General features: G+C 38.2%; 19 protein-coding genes. 16 read left to right on the top strand and 3 right to left on the bottom strand.

The features are described 5' to 3' along the window. The first annotated feature begins 75 nt into the window (after positions 1–75). Complete coding sequence (locus H4J52_RS11470) at positions 76–2,016, top strand: ATP-dependent DNA helicase RecQ (RefSeq protein ID WP_182224739.1); 1,941 nt, start codon at positions 76–78, stop codon at positions 2,014–2,016. Between the two features lie 82 nt (positions 2,017–2,098). On the opposite strand, the gene H4J52_RS11465 is transcribed toward H4J52_RS11470, so the two are convergent. Together H4J52_RS11465 and ygfZ are read right to left on the bottom strand one after the other, a co-directional pair. After that, positions 2,099–2,590 (bottom strand): peptidylprolyl isomerase, encoded by a 492-nt coding sequence (locus H4J52_RS11465; protein WP_182177080.1) that lies wholly within the window; start codon positions 2,588–2,590, stop codon positions 2,099–2,101. Between the two features lie 36 nt (positions 2,591–2,626). Continuing rightward, on the bottom strand, positions 2,627–3,613 hold the full coding sequence (gene ygfZ, locus H4J52_RS11460) for a tRNA-modifying protein YgfZ (RefSeq protein WP_182224737.1): 987 nt from the start codon (positions 3,611–3,613) through the stop codon (positions 2,627–2,629). A gap of 171 nt (positions 3,614–3,784) precedes the next feature. On the opposite strand from ygfZ, the gene H4J52_RS11455 reads away from it, so the two are divergent. Both H4J52_RS11455 and H4J52_RS11450 read left to right on the top strand, forming a co-directional pair. Next, positions 3,785–4,036 (top strand): succinate dehydrogenase assembly factor 2, encoded by a 252-nt coding sequence (locus H4J52_RS11455; protein WP_182224735.1) that lies wholly within the window; start codon positions 3,785–3,787, stop codon positions 4,034–4,036. A gap of 37 nt (positions 4,037–4,073) precedes the next feature. Beyond that, on the top strand, positions 4,074–4,376 hold the full coding sequence (locus H4J52_RS11450) for a hypothetical protein (RefSeq protein ID WP_182224734.1): 303 nt from the start codon (positions 4,074–4,076) through the stop codon (positions 4,374–4,376). Positions 4,377–4,385: 9 nt separating this feature from the next. On the opposite strand, the gene nadB is transcribed toward H4J52_RS11450, so the two are convergent. Then, on the bottom strand, positions 4,386–5,984 hold the full coding sequence (nadB, locus tag H4J52_RS11445) for an L-aspartate oxidase (protein WP_182224732.1): 1,599 nt from the start codon (positions 5,982–5,984) through the stop codon (positions 4,386–4,388). Positions 5,985–6,223: 239 nt separating this feature from the next. Here nadB and rpoE point away from each other — a divergent pair, with 239 nt between their 5' ends. The 13 genes from rpoE (at position 6,224) to acs (ending at position 18,155) form a co-directional block, all read left to right on the top strand. After that, the gene (gene rpoE, locus H4J52_RS11440; RefSeq protein ID WP_182177075.1) at positions 6,224–6,802 is read left to right on the top strand and encodes an RNA polymerase sigma factor RpoE; all 579 of its coding nucleotides are present in this window, start codon (positions 6,224–6,226) and stop codon (positions 6,800–6,802) included. Between the two features lie 82 nt (positions 6,803–6,884). Next, positions 6,885–7,508, top strand: a complete 624-nt coding sequence (locus H4J52_RS11435; protein ID WP_182223637.1) for a sigma-E factor negative regulatory protein — start codon at positions 6,885–6,887, stop codon at positions 7,506–7,508. Next, positions 7,505–8,464: a MucB/RseB C-terminal domain-containing protein gene (locus H4J52_RS11430; RefSeq protein WP_182177073.1), complete on the top strand. Its 960-nt coding sequence runs from the start codon at positions 7,505–7,507 to the stop codon at positions 8,462–8,464. Before H4J52_RS11435 ends, H4J52_RS11430 begins: the two co-directional genes overlap by 4 nt. After that, a complete protein-coding gene (locus H4J52_RS11425; protein ID WP_182177072.1) occupies positions 8,461–8,970 on the top strand; it encodes a SoxR reducing system RseC family protein in 510 nt (169 codons plus the stop codon). The genes H4J52_RS11430 and H4J52_RS11425 overlap by 4 nt, the downstream gene beginning before the upstream one ends. 258 nt (positions 8,971–9,228) lie before the next feature. Next, entirely contained in the window at positions 9,229–11,019 is a 1,791-nt protein-coding gene (gene lepA / locus H4J52_RS11420; protein WP_182177071.1) for a translation elongation factor 4, read from the top strand. A 10-nt stretch (positions 11,020–11,029) separates the two neighbouring features. Then, on the top strand, positions 11,030–11,950 hold the full coding sequence (lepB, locus tag H4J52_RS11415) for a signal peptidase I (RefSeq protein ID WP_182177070.1): 921 nt from the start codon (positions 11,030–11,032) through the stop codon (positions 11,948–11,950). Further along, positions 11,950–12,642, top strand: coding sequence for a ribonuclease III (rnc, locus tag H4J52_RS11410; protein WP_182177069.1), 693 nt, complete (start codon positions 11,950–11,952; stop codon positions 12,640–12,642). The genes lepB and rnc overlap by 1 nt, the downstream gene beginning before the upstream one ends. A gap of 15 nt (positions 12,643–12,657) precedes the next feature. Beyond that, positions 12,658–13,569, top strand: coding sequence for a GTPase Era (gene era, locus H4J52_RS11405; protein ID WP_182177068.1), 912 nt, complete (start codon positions 12,658–12,660; stop codon positions 13,567–13,569). Positions 13,570–13,598: 29 nt separating this feature from the next. After that, entirely contained in the window at positions 13,599–14,285 is a 687-nt protein-coding gene (gene recO, locus H4J52_RS11400) for a DNA repair protein RecO (RefSeq protein WP_182177067.1), read from the top strand. Positions 14,286–14,303: 18 nt separating this feature from the next. Next, positions 14,304–15,041: a pyridoxine 5'-phosphate synthase gene (gene pdxJ / locus H4J52_RS11395; RefSeq protein ID WP_182177066.1), complete on the top strand. Its 738-nt coding sequence runs from the start codon at positions 14,304–14,306 to the stop codon at positions 15,039–15,041. A 108-nt stretch (positions 15,042–15,149) separates the two neighbouring features. Continuing rightward, positions 15,150–15,530 carry a holo-ACP synthase gene (acpS, locus tag H4J52_RS11390; protein WP_182177065.1) on the top strand — a complete coding sequence of 127 codons (381 nt, stop codon included), beginning with the start codon at positions 15,150–15,152 and terminating at the stop codon, positions 15,528–15,530. Between the two features lie 117 nt (positions 15,531–15,647). Continuing rightward, a complete protein-coding gene (locus tag H4J52_RS11385; RefSeq protein WP_182177064.1) occupies positions 15,648–15,893 on the top strand; it encodes a hypothetical protein in 246 nt (81 codons plus the stop codon). A gap of 315 nt (positions 15,894–16,208) precedes the next feature. Continuing rightward, entirely contained in the window at positions 16,209–18,155 is a 1,947-nt protein-coding gene (gene acs, locus H4J52_RS11380) for an acetate--CoA ligase (RefSeq protein WP_182177063.1), read from the top strand. Positions 18,156–18,352: the final 197 nt, after the last annotated feature.

Raw genomic sequence — 18,352 nt, 5'->3', positions numbered from 1 at the left:
ACGAGTATCAACAGTGATTTTCAATTGTCTGTTGGTACTCGTTTTTTTAACTCATTTATTTAATAGGTACTTCTTGTGTCACCTCTTGTTAACTCACTCAAGCAAACCTTTGGCTTTGATGCCTTTCGTGATGGGCAGCAACAAACGATTGAACAGCTCCTCAATGGCCAATCTTCTCTTGCAATATTTCCGACTGGCTCAGGTAAATCATTATGTTATCAGTTAGCGGCTATAGAACTTCCTCACTTAACTATTGTTGTTTCTCCTTTGCTGGCGCTAATGAAAGACCAATTAGCCTTTTTAGAGACGAAAGGTATAGCGGCGGCAAGTATTGATTCGACATTAACGCCTGTGCAAAATCAGCAAGTGATGGCGGATACTCGCAGCGGTAAAATAAAGATTCTTATGGTGTCAGTCGAGCGTTTTAAAAATGAACGTTTTCGCCAATTTATTGATTCCGTTAATGTTTCAATGTTGGTTGTCGATGAGGCGCATTGTATCTCTGAATGGGGTCATAACTTTCGCCCCGATTATTTAAAACTACCTAACTATCGCCAAGAACTGAATATTCCGCTGGTACTTTTATTAACCGCTACAGCGACAAAAAAAGTAAAAAAGGACATGGCATCTAAATTCGACATTTTACCCGAGCATATTGTGCAAACGGGTTTTTATCGAAACAACTTAGATTTAACAGTGTTAGCGGTTTCAAGCAAAGATAAAAATCAACAATTGCTAACGAACATCAACGCGCAAACCGGTTGTGGTATTGTTTATGTGACTCTACAACAAAGCGCTGAGTATGTAGCAAGCTTTTTGTCACAGCAAGGTTTGAATGCTCAACCTTATCACGCTGGGTTTATTAGCGAAAAACGGCAGAAGATCCAAGAAGACTTTATGTCGGGAAAAGTACAAATCATCGTGGCGACTATTGCTTTTGGCATGGGTATAGATAAAGCAGATATCCGCTTTGTTATTCATTATGATTTACCAAAATCAATTGAAAATTACAGTCAGGAAATTGGCCGTGCAGGACGTGATGGTTTAGCGTCAAATTGTATTACTTTGGCAAATTTAGATGGGTTAAATACCGTTGAAAATTTTGTTTTTGGTGACACACCTGAACTGAGTGGTATCGAATGTGTCATAAACAATATTCAACAAGAATGCCTTAATGAACGCTGGGAATTACAAGGCTTGTCGTTGTCAAATATCAGTAATATTCGCCAACTACCGATGAGAACATTACTTGTTCAGTTAGAGCTACAGGGCGTTATTAAACCGTTGTTTTCATATTTCGCTGATTTCAAATATAAATTTACCACCAATAAAGATGATGTATTAAATTGTTTTGAAGGTGAGCGCAAAGACTTCCTTGCGACTATTTTTAGCTACAGTGGCTTTAAGAAAGTATGGGGAGAGCCAGATTTTGATGCGTTATTTCAGCATTATGGCTGTGATCGTGGTCGAGTGATTGTTGCTTTGGAATACCTACAAGAGAAACAATTGATCACCTTGGAAACAAAAAAAATTACTGAAGTATTTAGTGTCAATAAAAGGTTATTGTCGGCTGAAAACCTTGCTAAGTCATTGCATGATTATTTTGTTGATAAAGAAGAAAAAGAAATAAAACGTATTGCGACACTAGTGCGCTTCTTTGAATTAGCGTCTTGCCTGAGTCGAAATTTATCCTTGTACTTTAATGATAAAAACACCCCTGAACATTGTGGGCATTGTTCGGTATGCCGAGGAAACTTTGCTAAGCTAAGCTATTCACAAAAAAGTACTTTGCCAGATGACGCCGTGATAGTTGACATGCTAACGACACTTATCGAACATATGTCGACCAAGTACAAAGGTGTATTATCTTTAGAAACGATGTGCCGATTTTTAACCGGATTAACCGTGCCGCTTTTTAGCCGTAATAAAATAAAACAGTTACCCGGCTTTGGCTGTTGCGAAAATATTCGTTATCAAGAAGTACGTGAAAAAGTGATCAGTGTCATGAAGAATTAGCAGCAAATAATGAATTAATAAAGCGAAATATAATGTACTTATATTTCGCTTTTTTATTTTTCGAACTCATTCTTTATGGTGATTAGTCGTGGCTGTGGCCACAACCGCCTTCACCATGGACGTGTCCATGTTTCAATTCATCTTCTGTAGCATCACGGACTTCTAAAATTTCAACATCAAACTTTAAATCAATACCCGCTAATGGATGGTTTCCGTCAACGGTTATTTCATCATCTGTTACATCAATAACAATAACAGTTTGCTCGCCATCGTCGGTTGTAGCGCGTAGTTGTGAACCAACCGCTAAATCTTCAACGCTTTCAAACATACTTTTGGGTACGGTTTGCACAAACTCATCATGGCGATCACCATAAGCATTTTCAGCACTTACTGCGACTTCGAATTTATCATCAACAACATGATCTGTTAAGGCATCTTCTAAGCCTGGAATGAGATAACCTGTACCGTGAATAATAGATAAAGGGCTGTGGTCATAAGAGCTGTCGATGAGTGTATCTTCGCTGTCGGATACGGCATAGTGTAAAACGACAACTTTATTTTCTGAAATTTTCATTATATATCCTAAATTTTAAATAAATATAACTAGCGACTATTCCACTAATTTATAGGGTAATTCAACCAAGCTTAGAGCAGAGTTTTCATGGTTTTTAATTCGTAAGTTTGTGGTGCTATCGATATCACTGGCTAAAACAGCCTGCAGATAATAAATACCATCACCACTGATATAACTGGCTAGAAGGTCACCTGCTTTACGCCAGTTTTCACCTAACTGTTGCTCAATAATATCACCTGCTTGCAAGGTTATTAACTCATTATTGGCTGAAGGGCTTTTTAACGAAAATAAAGCGCGTTTGTTTTTCCCTAAATATTGCATACGCGCAACAGTTTCTTGTCCTAAGTAACAGCCTTTAGTAAAACTTATGCCGTGAATCGCTTGTAAATTCAACATTTGAGGTACATATGAAGAAACTGTTTCTGGAGCGAGTAAAGGAAAACCTTCGTTAATTTCGATTAAATTCCACAGCGCATGTGGGTAAATAGCTAATGAAAAATCACTGATTATTTTCTCTGCAATCTTCGCTTCATCAATAATAAGATAACGTTTTAGCTTGCCCGCTAAATACACAATCGTGGTACTGCCAACCTGCAAAACGGGGGTTAAGCTATTAGGTAATTCAACAAATTGCTGATGCAAAACCTCAGTTGCGTTTTTTCCGGCAACCGCATAAAACGCTAAACCTGCTGTTTGCTCAATAGTGACTTTGGCAAATACGCCAAATTTTTTCAATTCAACGAGTGACTTACTAATACTTGCTGTCGGTTGCAATAATAAATGTGTTTGTTGACGATTAATTAAACGAAAAACAGAAAGTACCTTTCCTTTAGCGTCACAATGACCCCCTAATAATAAGTTATCATCTGCAAGCGTGTTTACATCACAAGTGACTTGTCCTTGTAAATATTTACTTTGTTCTGCTCCATGCAAAGCAATTGCACCATATTCAGCTAAACTAATGGCACAAGCATCAGGGAGGTTATCGTAACTAGGTAGGGTATTTTCAACAGAGGTTGTCATAATTAAGTTAGCATTGTTGTTTTATTGTTAGGTTAATTAATGAGGACTTTCTTGGAAAATTCAAGGTGCTGGTGAGATTCGTTAGTTTATTTCTCTGGATCGGATAAACAATTTTGTAATGGCAAATGACTTTGCTAGAATAAGTGCATATTTTATTTTACAGGGTGTTGTATGTCACTAACCGATAATAAACCGCGTTTAAGATGGGCTTGCCGTCGTGGAATGCTTGAATTAGATATACTTTTTATGCCTTTCGTTGAAGAGGCTTATGATTTGCTGTCAGAAAAAGACAAGCAAACTTTCGAACGTTTATTGGAAGAGCAAGACCCTGAGTTATTTGCTTGGTTTATGGGGCATAAGGTCTGTGAAGACAAAGAACTTAACGCCATGGTGCAGTGCATCCTCAAGCGAGTTAAAGTTTAATATAGATGTTATAGATACGCATAATAAAATAAACTTTATGCGTATTATTTATACTCAACCCGCTAGTTTTACTCTTAATATAAGGGGGGAGTGTCATTTCTCGGTTGACGATAAAAGGCAATTAAGTTCTGAAAGTCGAATAGGTTTTTGGGGATGTTGGTTGGTCTTTGAAAGTCGTTCATCTGAAAATGCTTATCTGCTTCAACAATCTCCCTTAAAAAAGTGGCTAGTAAAACTAAGCTTACCCAGCTATTTTATTGCTCAAAAGAGTTTGTCAGCCAAGCAATATGCAAGATTATGCCGCGTTATTATTAAGTTAAGTAATAACGCGGATAGCTAATACCTGATATTAGGGGGTTAAAATGGTTGAGGTCGCTGCTTGCCTTAATTCAGGATAGTCGAGTGTGTAATGTAAGCCACGACTTTCTTTACGTTCCATTGCACACCGAATAATTAATTCAGCAACTTGTACTAAATTTCTTAATTCTAATAAATTATTACTGACCCGAAAATTTTGATAATATTCATCGATTTCTCTTTGTAATAATTCAACACGGTGCAATGCTCTTTCTAAACGTTTTGTTGTTCTAACAATCCCGACATAGTCCCACATAAATAATCGTAGTTCATGCCAGTTATGTTGTATAACAACTTCTTCGTCGGAATTTGTTACACGACTTTCGTCCCAGGCAGGTAATACGACAATACTTTGCTGAAGATCTATTTTCTGTTCTATATCTAAAGCTGCTGCGCGGGCAAAGACTAAACATTCTAATAATGAATTACTTGCCATGCGATTAGCACCGTGTAAACCGGTATAAGCAACTTCCCCAATAGCATATAAGCTATCAACATCCGTTTTCCCTTGCTTGTCGATCATCACACCACCACAAGTGTAATGGGCAGCAGGTACAACGGGCATAGGCTGTTTGGTAATGTCGATACCTAAAGATTGAGTTTTCTCATAAATATTAGGAAAATGTTGTTTAATAAAATCAGCAGATTTGTGGCTAATATCTAGATACATGCAATCAGCGCCAAGGCGCTTCATTTCAAAATCAATGGCGCGAGCAACAATATCACGCGGGGCAAGCTCAGCTCGCTCATCGAAACTTGGCATAAATCGACTACCATCAGGACGGCGTAAAATAGCACCTTCACCACGTAATGCTTCCGTCAATAAAAAATTTCCAGCATCAGGATGAAATAAACAAGTGGGGTGGAATTGATTAAACTCCATATTAGCGACACGACAACCTGCTCGCCACGCCATCGCTATCCCGTCACCGCTGGCAACATCGGGGTTTGAAGTATATTGATAAACCTTACTTGCTCCACCCGTTGCTAAAATTGTTTTCTTAGCAAAAATACGCTCTACACATTCATTATTTCGATTCCAGATATAAGCACCAATACATCGCTTTTGTTGATTGTTGTCATCAATTGGTGTTTCACAGACTAGATCAACAGCATTGTAGCGTTCAAAAATCCTAATACGCGGGTGATTTTTAACTTGATCCACTAATGTGGTTTGAATAGCTTGACCGGTCGCGTCAGCAGAATGAAGAATTCTGCGATGACTGTGCCCACCTTCACGGGTTAAGTGATAACGTAATTCACCTTGATCATCTTCTTCTTGGTCAAAGTTAACACCTTGCCCAATAAGCCATTCTAAACATACACGGGCATTCTCAGCGGTATACTGCACTATGTCTTGGTCGCATAAGCCAGCACCGGCAATTAACGTGTCGCTAACGTGATCTGCCACACTATCATTTTCATCAAAAACAGCAGCGATACCCCCTTGGGCGTAAAAGGTAGAACCTTCATTAACTAACGCCTTGCTTAATACAATAATATCGGCATTATTCGCTAAATGTAACGCAAGTGTTAAACCCGCGGCACCACTACCAATAATTAATACGTCGCAGTTATGTTGTTTGTTCATAAAATTCTGATTTTGATGTATTCTATATATATAGCAGGAATCTTAACGGTTATTCACCTGTGGGAACAGATAAAACGGGGTGTATGTCGAAAAAAGAATAAATTCTTATCGTTTTACGAATTATTTTGATCTTTTTTCGAACTTTTTCAAATAAGTGCAGTCCTACTTGATGTGTTTGCCATGAGCCAAATGTTGAACCGGATTTTAGAAGTAAGTGATAATTAGGAGTATTGGCTCAAATGAGCGAAATAAACGTTGACCAAAAACTGGTTGAACGAGTACAGCGCGGAGATAAGGCTGCTTTTAACCTTTTGGTGACAAAGTATCAGCATAAAGTAGCAAATTTAGTGTCGCGTTATGTAAAGAATCACAGTGATGTACCGGATATAGTTCAAGAAGCATTTATTAAAGCTTATAGAGCTTTACCTAACTTTAGAGGGGACAGTGCTTTTTATACCTGGCTTTATCGAATAGCCGTTAATTGCGCAAAAAACCATATGGTTGCTAGCAATCGAAAACCACCAGGTTCTGATATAGAAGTTGAGGATGCAGAAATTTATGACTCAGGTGAAGCTTTACGAGAAAACGCTTCTCCTGAAAAGTTATTATTAACCAATGAAATCAAAAAAGTTATTTTTGATACCATTGAACAGTTACCCAATGATTTGCGCACAGCAATTAACCTTCGAGAGCTAGAAGGGTTAAGTTATGAAGAAATAGCACATATCATGGATTGTCCGGTTGGGACTGTGCGTTCGAGAATATTTAGAGCTCGAGACGCGGTAGATAAAAAAATTAGGCCACTACTACAAAACTAGTTATTAATGTTAGCTTTGTTGTATTAAAGATAAAATTAATTTAATTCACACGAATGTTAGTGTTAATTTTTAAGGTGTATATATGAGTGAAAATAAGTTTGAGACAGTGTCGTCTTGTGTTGATGATTTTCAACATGATGACAACGCGTTTGATGATATTATCAACGATGAACATTTGTCGACTACTTGGGATCGTTATCATTTAATTGGAGATGTATTACGCAACGACACTCCAGATGTTTTACAACTCGATTTGTCTGCAGAAATAGCACAAGCTATTGCAGCAGAGCCAACCATTTTAGCGCCGAAAAATAATAACGTTTTCGCGTTGAAATTAAAGGCAAAAGTTGTCGCGTTTGCGAAACCTTTTGGCCAACTAGCGATTGCCGCTTCAGCTGCAGGTTTAATGGTTTTAGGTGTACAAAGTAATGTTGCTCAAAATAATGAAACTATTTTACCGAGCCAAATAGTAAAAACTATTCCTATGGCTGGCACTGCTGAACCGGTAAGCCTTAACTTTCAAGAGCCTGATAGGGCTTCACAGAAACAAGCTTTTATTGATCAACAGCGTCGTTTTCATGCTTTATTCTCTGATCATCAGCAACAGGTTAAATTAAGTTCATTGGCTGTTAATGATACTAACACTGATGATCAAAATGAAACTCATTCTATTGTTGATAAAAAGGTAAATGAAAGTAATAAATGAAATTATTAAGTTATGTTTTACTACTGTTAAGTATAAGCTTTTCAGCGGTTGGTGAAGAAAGTGAGCCAGCAAAAGCTTGGCTTGAACGTTTATCTAACGCATTAAATAAACTGAATTTTAGCACTTCTTTTGTTGTCGTCAAAAACAATCAAGCACAGCCATATCATTGGTTTCATGGTGTAGATGATACCGGCACTGAACTCGAAATACTTTCTCTACTCAATGGCCCGCGTCGCGATATTCTTCGTAAAGGCAATACCGTTAGTTACATTGAGCCAGAGCTTCCTCCTTATTCGGTGACCTCTCAACAAATTAGTGGGCCTATTCCTGCTATTTTAGCGGGCGATATTTCTCAGTTAGAAAACATATATGATTTTATTTCTGTTGGCCGCAGCCGAGTTTTAGGCCGACCCGCACAACTGATCAGAATAGAAGCAAAAAATGCTCATCGTTATGCTTATTGGCTGTGGTTAGATCAGCAATCGAGTATGCTATTAAAATTGTCTATTGTTACTAAACAAGGGCAACAATTAGAGCAAATTCAATTCACACATTTAGAGATAACGGATAAGCCATCTGAAAGTGTATTACAGTTAAATGATACTGAACTACCAGTTTTAGTTGATATTCCGCAAGAGTATCAACAGCAAGAGTTGCAATGGAATGTTAATTGGTTGCCGGAAGGTTTTACTCAAATTAATACTAATCGTCATAAAATATCACTCACGAAACAGCCAGTTGAGTTTATGCTATTGAGTGACGGCCTTGTCGATATTTCAATTTACGTTAATGGTAGTCAAGAAAAGCAACGTAATGCTGATTTTGCTATGGACGGAGCAACGTTGGCATTAAACCAAGTGAATGAAGGTATTGAAGTCAGTGTTGTTGGAAAAATTCCTTCTACAACGGCAAAAGCTATTGCAGACTCTATTACGATAAAACCGCCAAAACCATGATTGAAGAAAATGCTACCGTTGTGTCAATAGATTCAGCGGAAAATAAAAGTGCTGATCGAACCATTAAAAGTAAAGTCACGGTTGAAAGCCAAATAAAATCAAGTTGCAGTGGCTGTAAACAAGTTGATAACTGCGGAAGTGGGCAGGTGGCTAAAGCCTTTCCACAACCCAAACTTACTTTAGAACTAGAGACTGATTTACCGGTAAAAATTGGCGATACAGTCGTTTTAGGTTTATCGGATAAACATTTATTATTAACCGCTTGGCAAGTCTATTTATGGCCTTTGCTCGGGCTAGTTATAGCATCTTCCCTTGGGCAATGGTTTGTTGAAAATGAAATATTCGGTCACGAATTACTGGCAATAGCATTAGGTGCTTTCGGTGGTTATATCGGTTTTTCTTTAGCAAAATATCAGCAAAAGCGTGGTAAATATTGTAATTTATTAATCCCACGCATTCTTCGAATAAATCATTCATCAATAAATATTGTCGAAATTACTGACTAAAACGAGTGTATCTGTTCTAGCCTAATGTGTAAGGCGATAAAAGGGCACTCTCTCGTTAATTAATGTCGACAATACGATCGTTATTATCTTCAATTACTGCCGAGTATTTATGCCTTTAACGACTGACTGAAAGCCGTATCTTGAAATGGAACGAGCATATACACAAGTTAACACAACATAAAGATAGCCGCAGAGCGCTAAATTAGATAAAATCGTGCCACTATTGAATTAACCACAGCATTATTTGAACTTCCATTTATGAAAAATATACGTAACTTTTCAATTATCGCCCATATCGATCACGGTAAATCTACACTTTCTGATCGCTTGATCCAACATTGTGGTGGCTTACAAGAACGTGAAATGGAAGCACAAGTCCTAGACTCAATGGACATTGAGCGTGAACGTGGCATTACCATTAAAGCGCAAAGTGTTACGCTTGATTATAAAGCTAAAAATGGGGAAACTTATCAGCTTAACTTTATCGACACGCCTGGCCATGTTGATTTCTCTTACGAAGTTTCGCGCTCATTAGCTTCTTGTGAAGGTGCCTTGCTTGTTGTCGATGCCGGTCAAGGTGTTGAAGCACAGACGGTTGCCAATTGTTATACCGCGCTTGAGATGGATTTAGAAGTTCTCCCTATTTTGAATAAAATCGATTTACCACAAGCCGATCCTGATCGCGTTAGTGAAGAAATTGAAGATATTATTGGTATTGATGCTACGGGTGCTGTGCAGTGTTCTGCAAAAACAGGCATAGGTATTGAAGATGTATTAGAAACTATTGTTGAAAATATTCCTGCGCCAACAGGTGACCCTAAAGGCAATTTACAAGCATTGATCGTTGATTCATGGTTTGATAATTACCAAGGTGTTGTTTCACTCGTTCGTGTTATGAACGGTGAAGTCAAAAAAGGCGATAAAATGGTGGTCATGTCGACAGGACAAGTTCACCAAATTGATAAAGTCGGTATATTTACACCTAAGCAAGTTGAAACAGGTATTTTAAAAACCGGCGAAGTAGGCTTCATTATCGCTGGCATTAAAGAAATTCATGGTGCGCCAGTGGGTGACACCATCACAATCAGTAAGAAGGAAGCGACTACCGCACTTGCTGGTTTCAAAAAAGTTCAACCGCAAGTTTATGCGGGTATATTTCCTATAAGTTCTGAGGATTTCGAAAATTTCCGTGATGCATTGAACAAATTAAGCTTAAACGATGCATCATTATTTTTTGAACCAGAGAATTCATCAGCACTTGGTTTTGGTTTCAGAATTGGTTTTCTTGGTATGTTACACATGGAGATTGTGCAAGAACGTTTAGCGCGTGAATATGATCTTGATTTAATAACAACTGCACCAACGGTTAATTATGAAATTTTGTGTACTGATGGCAAAGTGTTATCAATTGATAACCCGGGTGATTTACCCGCCGTTAATAATATTGATGAAATTCGTGAACCTATTGTTGAAGCCAATATTTTAGTGCCACAAGAACATTTAGGTAATGTTATTACTTTATGTATTGAAAAGCGTGGCGTTCAAAAAGATATCATTTATCACGGTAATCAAGTGGCTGTAAGGTATGAGTTACCAATGGCAGAAGTGGTAATGGATTTCTTTGATAAATTGAAATCCACCAGCCGTGGTTATGCCTCGCTTGATTATAACTTTGTTCGCTTTGAACCTGCAGATATGGTGCGCGTTGATGTAATGATCAATGGTGATCGTGTTGATGCACTCGCAATGATTACCCATAGAGGTAATTCAGTTGCTCGTGGCCGTATGTTAGTGGATAAACTAAAAGAACTTATTCATCGTCAAATGTTTGATATTGCCATTCAAGCCGCGATTGGCAATAACGTCATTGCCCGTACGACAGTTAAGCAATTACGTAAGAATGTTACTGCAAAATGTTATGGTGGTGATATTTCTCGTAAGAAAAAGCTACTGCAGAAGCAGAAAGATGGTAAAAAACGTATGAAGCAAGTGGGTAACGTTGAAGTACCTCAAGAAGCGTTTTTAGCGGTACTTAAATTAGAAAGTTAGTAAGGAAATTATGGCTGTTTATTTTTCAATATTCCTGGTTATTATTACTGGGATCACCGGCATTGTATGGTTAGCAGATAAGTTTTATCTAGCCCCTCAGCGTCAATTAAAATTAGCGAACGCTCAAGCGCAATGCCAAGAAGCACTGCCAGATGACGTTGCCGCTAAGTTAGCCGAGCCTTCAACAATTGTTGATACGGCTGTGCAAATATTTCCGGTAATCGCTTTTGTTTTGATCTTACGCTCATTCTTATGGGAACCGTTTCAAATACCGTCTGGTTCTATGATGCCAACGCTATTAGATGGCGACTTTATTTTAGTGAATAAATTTAACTATGGTTTACGTGATCCTGTGGTACGTAATAAATTTATTGAAATAGGTTTACCTGAACGTGGTGATGTTGTTGTTTTTAAATATCCAGAAGATCCAAAAATCGACTACATAAAGCGTGTCATTGGTTTACCAGGCGATAGAATTATTTATCGTAATAAATCAATCTATATCAAATCTGCTTGTCAAGAAAGTGATGCTAAATGTCCAGACTTTGAACAAGTAGTACATACTTTTAAAAAAGAAACTGAGTCACCAGATGGTTCGTATGGACTTAGTCGTTATACGTCTGATATGCCAAACAAAAGCCATGATATTTTAATTGATAACCAAATACTGCCGCGTACTCAATATTATTATAAGCAATCAGGTACACAGCAAGATGAATTTGTAGTACCCGCGGGGCATTTTTATGTGATGGGTGACAATCGCGATAATAGTCTCGATGGACGTTTTTGGGGTTTTGTACCGGAAGAAAATCTTGTTGGCGAAGCTATCGCTATTTGGATGAGTTTTGACTTTGATCGTGACCAAAGCAGTTTTTTACCTAAATGGGTGCCGACTAATGTGCGCTTCTCACGTTTAGGCTGGATTAATTAATGGTGAAAAGCTCAGCAATTGCAATCACAAGACTCAGTAAAAATTTAGGGTATACCTTCAACAATACTGATTTATTATTACAAGCATTAACGCATCGCAGTGCAAAAGGTACGCACAATGAACGTTTAGAGTTTTTGGGTGATTCTATCCTTGGCTTTGTCATTGCTGAAGTACTTTATCAGCAATTCCCTTCTCATGATGAAGGTGACCTCACTCGCATGCGTTCTAGCCTGGTTCGTGGTGTAACATTAGCCGAAATTGGACGAGGCTTTAATTTAGGTGAATACTTAATTTTAGGTCCTGGTGAATTAAAGAGTGGTGGACACCGCCGAGACTCAATTTTAGAAGATGCTGTTGAAGCTATTATTGGTGCCGTATATTTAGATTCAGATAACGATACTGCTAAAGCGTTAGTGCTGAGTTGGTTTGCTGAACGCTTAAATATCATTAAGCCAGGTAACGAGCAAAAAGACCCTAAAACACGGTTACAAGAATACTTACAAGCACGGAAAATTGCCTTGCCACTTTATGAAGTTATTCATACAAGTGGGCAGTCTCACAACCAGCAATTTACTGTGCGATGTACAACTAGTGTGATAAGTACTGAAGTTATCACTAAAGGCACTAGTCGCCGAAAAGCCGAACAAGCCGCAGCGCAACAAGTACTCGCGCTCATTTTTGATAAAAAATAACTCAGCGAAATCATCATGACAAGTGAAAATAAACATTGTGGCTTAATTGCTATTGTTGGTCGTCCTAATGTTGGTAAATCAACATTGCTTAACAGCTTGTTAGGTCAAAAAATTAGTATTACCTCACGTAAACCACAAACGACTCGCCATCGAATTTTAGGTATTTTAACCGAAAAAAATAAGCAAGCGGTATTAGTTGATACTCCAGGGCTACATTCAGATGAAAAACGCGCGATTAATCGCTTAATGAATCGTGCAGCCAGCAGTTCAATTGCCGAAGTTGAATTAGTTGTGTTTCTTGTTGAAGGGACACATTGGACAACAGATGATGAACTTGTACTCAGTAAAATCAAAAAATCAGGCGCTCGTTGTATTTTAGTCATTAATAAAATAGATAACGTGCAAGATAAAGAATCGTTGTTGCCCCACTTGCAAAAATTAGGCGAGAAGCACAACTTTAGTGATATCGTGCCTATTTCTGCAGCGAAAGGTGATAACGTTGATACTATTCGTCAGCTTTGCCTTGACTCACTTCCTGAAGGTGATTTTTGGTTTCCGGATGACTACGTTACTGACCGCTCGAGTCGATTTATGGCGTCTGAAATCATTCGTGAGAAGCTTATCCGTTTCACGGGTGATGAACTGCCTTATTCAACAACGGTTGAAGTTGAACAATTTAAAATGGACGAAAAAGGTATTATCCATATCAATGCGCTCATTTTAGTGGAACGAAAAAGCCAAAAGCGCATGGTTATAGGTAACAAAGGAGAGCGCCTTAAAACAATTGGTCAAGAAGCTCGTCGTGATATGGAAGCACTTTTTGAACAGAAAGTTTTTCTCGAAACCTGGGTAAAAGTGAAATCAGGTTGGGCAGATGATGAACGTGCTTTACGTAGCTTGGGTTATGGGGATGAATACTCTGGCTAGTTGCTAACCTGCCTTTTGGACCCTAAATAATGGAAGAATTTGAGCAAAGTGCATTTTTATTACATTCACGGCCCTATCGTGAAAATCAAATATTGCTTGAATTCTTAACATCCCATCAAGGGAAAATCTCTGCAATTTCTTACTTAGGTCATTCGTTAAAATCTAATAAAAAAGCGTTACTGCAACCTTTCTCTCCGCTAAAAATTGTATTGAAAGGGAAAGGTAATCTGAAGTATTTACAGCGGGTTGAACCAGCAAGGAAATCATATCAACTCAGCGGTAATTACCTCTACAGTGGTTTCTACCTTAACGAGCTACAAGTGCGTTTATTGGGAGAACATATCCCCTACGATGAACTTTACTGTCAATATCAAGAAAGTATTAAGCAACTATCTAAACAACGTCCCATTGAATTTATATTGAGACACTTCGAAAATAGATTATTAGAAGAATTAGGAATGACTATTGATTATTCACCCCTATTTTCAGAAAATAATAGTCATTATTATTACCTTCCAGAGAAGGGGTTTGTGCCTGCAATCACTAAGCTGGTTCAAACGGGTTATAATTCAATGCATTTAAAAGCGATTGCACAAGAAGATTTATCATCTAAAGAAGTCATGCAAACGTATAAAGGACTGATGCGGCAAATTATTAACCATTTACTCGATGGTAAACCGTTAAATAGCCGGAAATTATTTACAAAAAATTCATAAATTTAAGAGATAAAAACAATGAGCGAACTTTTATTAGGCGTAAATGTCGACCATATTGCTACCTTACGAGAAGTGAGGGGCACAAATTACCCTGATCCTGTTTATGCTGCATCAGTTGCAGAGCATGCTGGTGCTGATGGTATTACGGTACATTTACGTGAAGACCGTCGTCACATCCAAGACAGAGATATTCACGTGCTAAAGCAAACTTTGCATACACGCATGAATTTAGAAATGGCACTCACTGATGAAATGTTAGCAATTGCTTGTGAAGTTAAGCCAGTATTTTGTTGTCTTGTTCCTGAAAAACGTGAAGAACTTACAACCGAAGGTGGCTTAGATGTCGTGGCTAATTTAGATAAAATTACCCGTGCAGTTACTCAGTTATCTGCAGCAGGTATTGAAACAAGTTTATTTATTGATGCAGATAAAAATCAAATCGATGCAGCCATTGCAAGTAAAGCCCCTTATATTGAAATTCATACTGGGCATTATGCTGATGCTGAAAATGAACAAGAACAAAAAATTGAACTGAACCGTTTAATTGAAGGCATTAAATACGCGCATGCCAATGGTTTAAAAGTTAATGCTGGACATGGTTTAAACTACTTTAATGTAAAACCTATTGCGGCAATCGAAGAGATAATAGAGCTAAATATTGGCCATGCTATTATTGCGCGAGCCGTTATTGACGGATTAGATAGAGCTGTTCGTGATATGAAACAGTTAATGTTAGAAGCTCGAAGTTCACGCTAGAGTATATCGAAGGCAGGATGTGTCACATTGCTGCCTTATTTAACGTAACTAAGTATTTATAAATGTTAATGTGGCGCTTACAAGAAAGCTTTATAAAAGAGATTCATTATGTCTGTTGTCGGTATAGGTACTGATATTATTGAAATAAGCCGTATAGAAAATATGGCCATTAACGTACGTGACCGTTTAGCGCTTCGCGTACTTACGCCGGCAGAGTATGAAAAATATCACTCATTAAAAAATCCTGTGTTTTATTTAGCAAAACGCTGGGCAGGAAAAGAAGCTGCATCAAAAGCCTTAGGTACGGGGATAGCCAATGGAGTCTCATTTCAACATTTTGAAATAAAATCATTAGCATCAGGCCAGCCTCAACTGCACTTATATGATCGAGCAGAAGTACTAGCTACAGCATTAGGCGCTAAAACTTGGCATATATCACTCTCTGATGAAGCGTTGTTTGCCACAGCGTTTGTGGTACTTTCTACTTAGTTAACTAATAAAAGTCCCTTGGTGATCTATCTGTCCTATACTAAGAGTAGGTGTGACAATTGTTCAAGCCTATATTACGAGAATGTAGTCAGTCTTTACTTAATTGGCGGGTATGTTATGCGTTTAGAAAAGCAACCCTTTACTGAGAGAAGAAAAAAATCTCCTGAGCATTCAGTCTGGTGGGAAAAGTTATCACTCGCTCAAAAATTTTCTGCGGGTAGCTTAGGTAAGTTTGGTTATGAATTACTCTTTATACGTAATGAAGAGGGGCGAAGTATCGCTGTGCTATCGAATAATAACGGCACCGTTATTATAACAGAAGGTGGTGAAATTAACGGTTCACCAGAAATTACTATTCGTTAACCCATAATCACTACCGTTTATATTTTATAATAAAGTGCAAATTTTTTTGCTTTTTTTTAGTTGACTAATGACAGCGTTGTCATTGGGTGTTTTCAGTGTTAATGTATTGCAAGGACAATAATTTTTTCCAGCTTAATATGAAATTAATCAGTCGTATTCGACTTTAGTTGAGTAGTCGCACTAATTAACTTCCTATATGATGTTGTTCACTGTTTTAAAAGTAAAACTCAAAATCTATTACCGCTTATATGGATTTTAAGACCATTTAAGTAATAATAATGTTAGCAACGTCAAGTCAGCAATGAAGGACTCAAGATGAAAAAATTGAAAAGCTGTTATCCAGTTTTAGAGCAAGCCAAGGTACACACGCATATCGATAGTGCAACTTATGATGCGATGTATAAGCAATCAATTGAGCAACCGGACATATTCTGGGCTGAACAAGCTGATAAATTTCTTGATTGGTATAAACCGTGGGACAGTGTCAGTGATGTTGACTTGAAAACGGCTGATATTAAGTGGTTTTCTGGTGGTAAATTAAACGTAAGTTATAATTGTATTGACCGTCACTTAGCGACTAAAGCAAACGATACGGCTATTATTTGGGAAGGCGATGATCCCAACGAAGACAAAAAAATTACGTACCAAGAATTACATGATCATGTCTGCCGTTTTGCAAACTTACTCAAAGCACGAGGTGTTAAAAAAGGTGATCGTGTTTGTATATATATGCCGATGATCCCTGAAGTTGGTTATGCAATGTTAGCGTGTGCTCGAATTGGCGCAGTTCATTCTGTTGTCTTTGGTGGTTTTTCAACTGAAGCCATTCGTTCTCGTGTCGCTGATGCTGATTGCCAAGTGGTTATTACCGCCGATGAAAGTTTACGTGGTGGTCGTGTTATTCCTTTAAAAGTAAACGTTGATGACGCTGTTGCAGAGTGCCCTAATGTACATACTGTTATTGTTGTTGCCCGAACAGGTGGTGATGTTGCTTGGAATGACAAGATTGATGTTAATTATGAAGACGAAGTTGCCAAGCAATTAGCCGTTTGTGAGCCGGAAGTGATGGATGCGGAAGATCCATTGTTTATCCTTTACACCTCTGGCTCAACAGGTACGCCAAAAGGTGTTTTACATACTTGTGGTGGGTATTCTCTTTATGCTGCTATGACCCATAAATATGTTTTTGATTATAAAGATGGTGAAATTTATTGGTGTACCGCGGATGCTGGCTGGATCACAGGCCACTCTTATATTTTCTATGGCCCATTAGCTAATGGCGCCACTACACTGGTTTTTGAAGGTGTGCCAACATACCCTGATGCAGGACGATTTTGGCAGGTTTGTGAAAAACATAAAGTGAATATCTTCTACACTGCACCTACCGCTATTCGGGCTTTAATGAGCGTTGGTGATGATTTAGTTCACCAATCAGACCTTTCATCATTACGTATATTAGGTACTGTTGGCGAACCTATTAATCCTGAAGCTTGGCATTGGTATTATGAAATTGTCGGTAAATCTAATTGTCCAATTGTTGACACTTGGTGGCAAACAGAAACGGGTGGTATCTTAATTACTTCATTACCTGGTGCCGTTGATATGAAACCGGGTGCAGCCGGTAAGCCATTTTTTGGTGTACAGCCGGCATTGTTTGATAAAGAAGGTAATGCTCTCGAAGGTGCTGATCAAGGTTTGTTAATGATAACAGGCAGTTGGCCTGGTCAGCTACGTACCGTTTATGGTGATCATGACCGTTTCTATCAAACCTATTTAAGCCAATATCCAGGTAATTATTTTACTGGTGATGGCGCGCGTCGTGATGAAGATGGGTTCTACTGGATAACGGGGCGTGTTGATGATGTACTTAACGTTTCGGGTCATCGCTTAGGCACCGCTGAAATCGAAAGTGCATTAGTTCTTCATCCTGCTGTTGCAGAAGCTGCTGTTGTGGGTTATCCACATGAGATTAAAGGGCAAGGCGTTTATGCTTACGTGACTTTAATGGGCAATGCGAGCGAGTCTCCAGAATTGCTTAAAGACTTAACAGAATTTGTTGCTAAAGAGCTAGGTCGTTTTGCCAAACCTGATTACATTCAGTCTGCACCGGGTTTACCAAAAACACGATCGGGTAAAATTATGCGTCGTATCTTACGTAAAATTGCTGAAAATGATATTGATACTCTTGGTGATACGTCAACATTAGCAGACCCAGCGGTAGTTGATCATTTAATCAGTAACCGAATTGTTCATACTGGCTAAACCATCAGTGTAGTCTTTACTGTCAACATAAAAAGCGCCTTAGGGCGCTTTTTATGTTTCGGATGAACGCTATGGTAGCTATTAGAGGCGGTTTTATGCACAAAAATTAAATAAGCTAGAATAAAAACACTAAAAAACCTGTACCTTCAAAAAAATAATCTGTAAGATATTCTATACAAACATAGTAAACTTAACTT

The sequence above is a fragment of the Colwellia sp. MB02u-14 genome (assembly GCF_014076915.1).
In the GTDB taxonomy this organism is placed as follows: domain Bacteria; phylum Pseudomonadota; class Gammaproteobacteria; order Enterobacterales; family Alteromonadaceae; genus Colwellia_A.
This window is presented reverse-complemented; position numbering and strand designations above follow the sequence as displayed.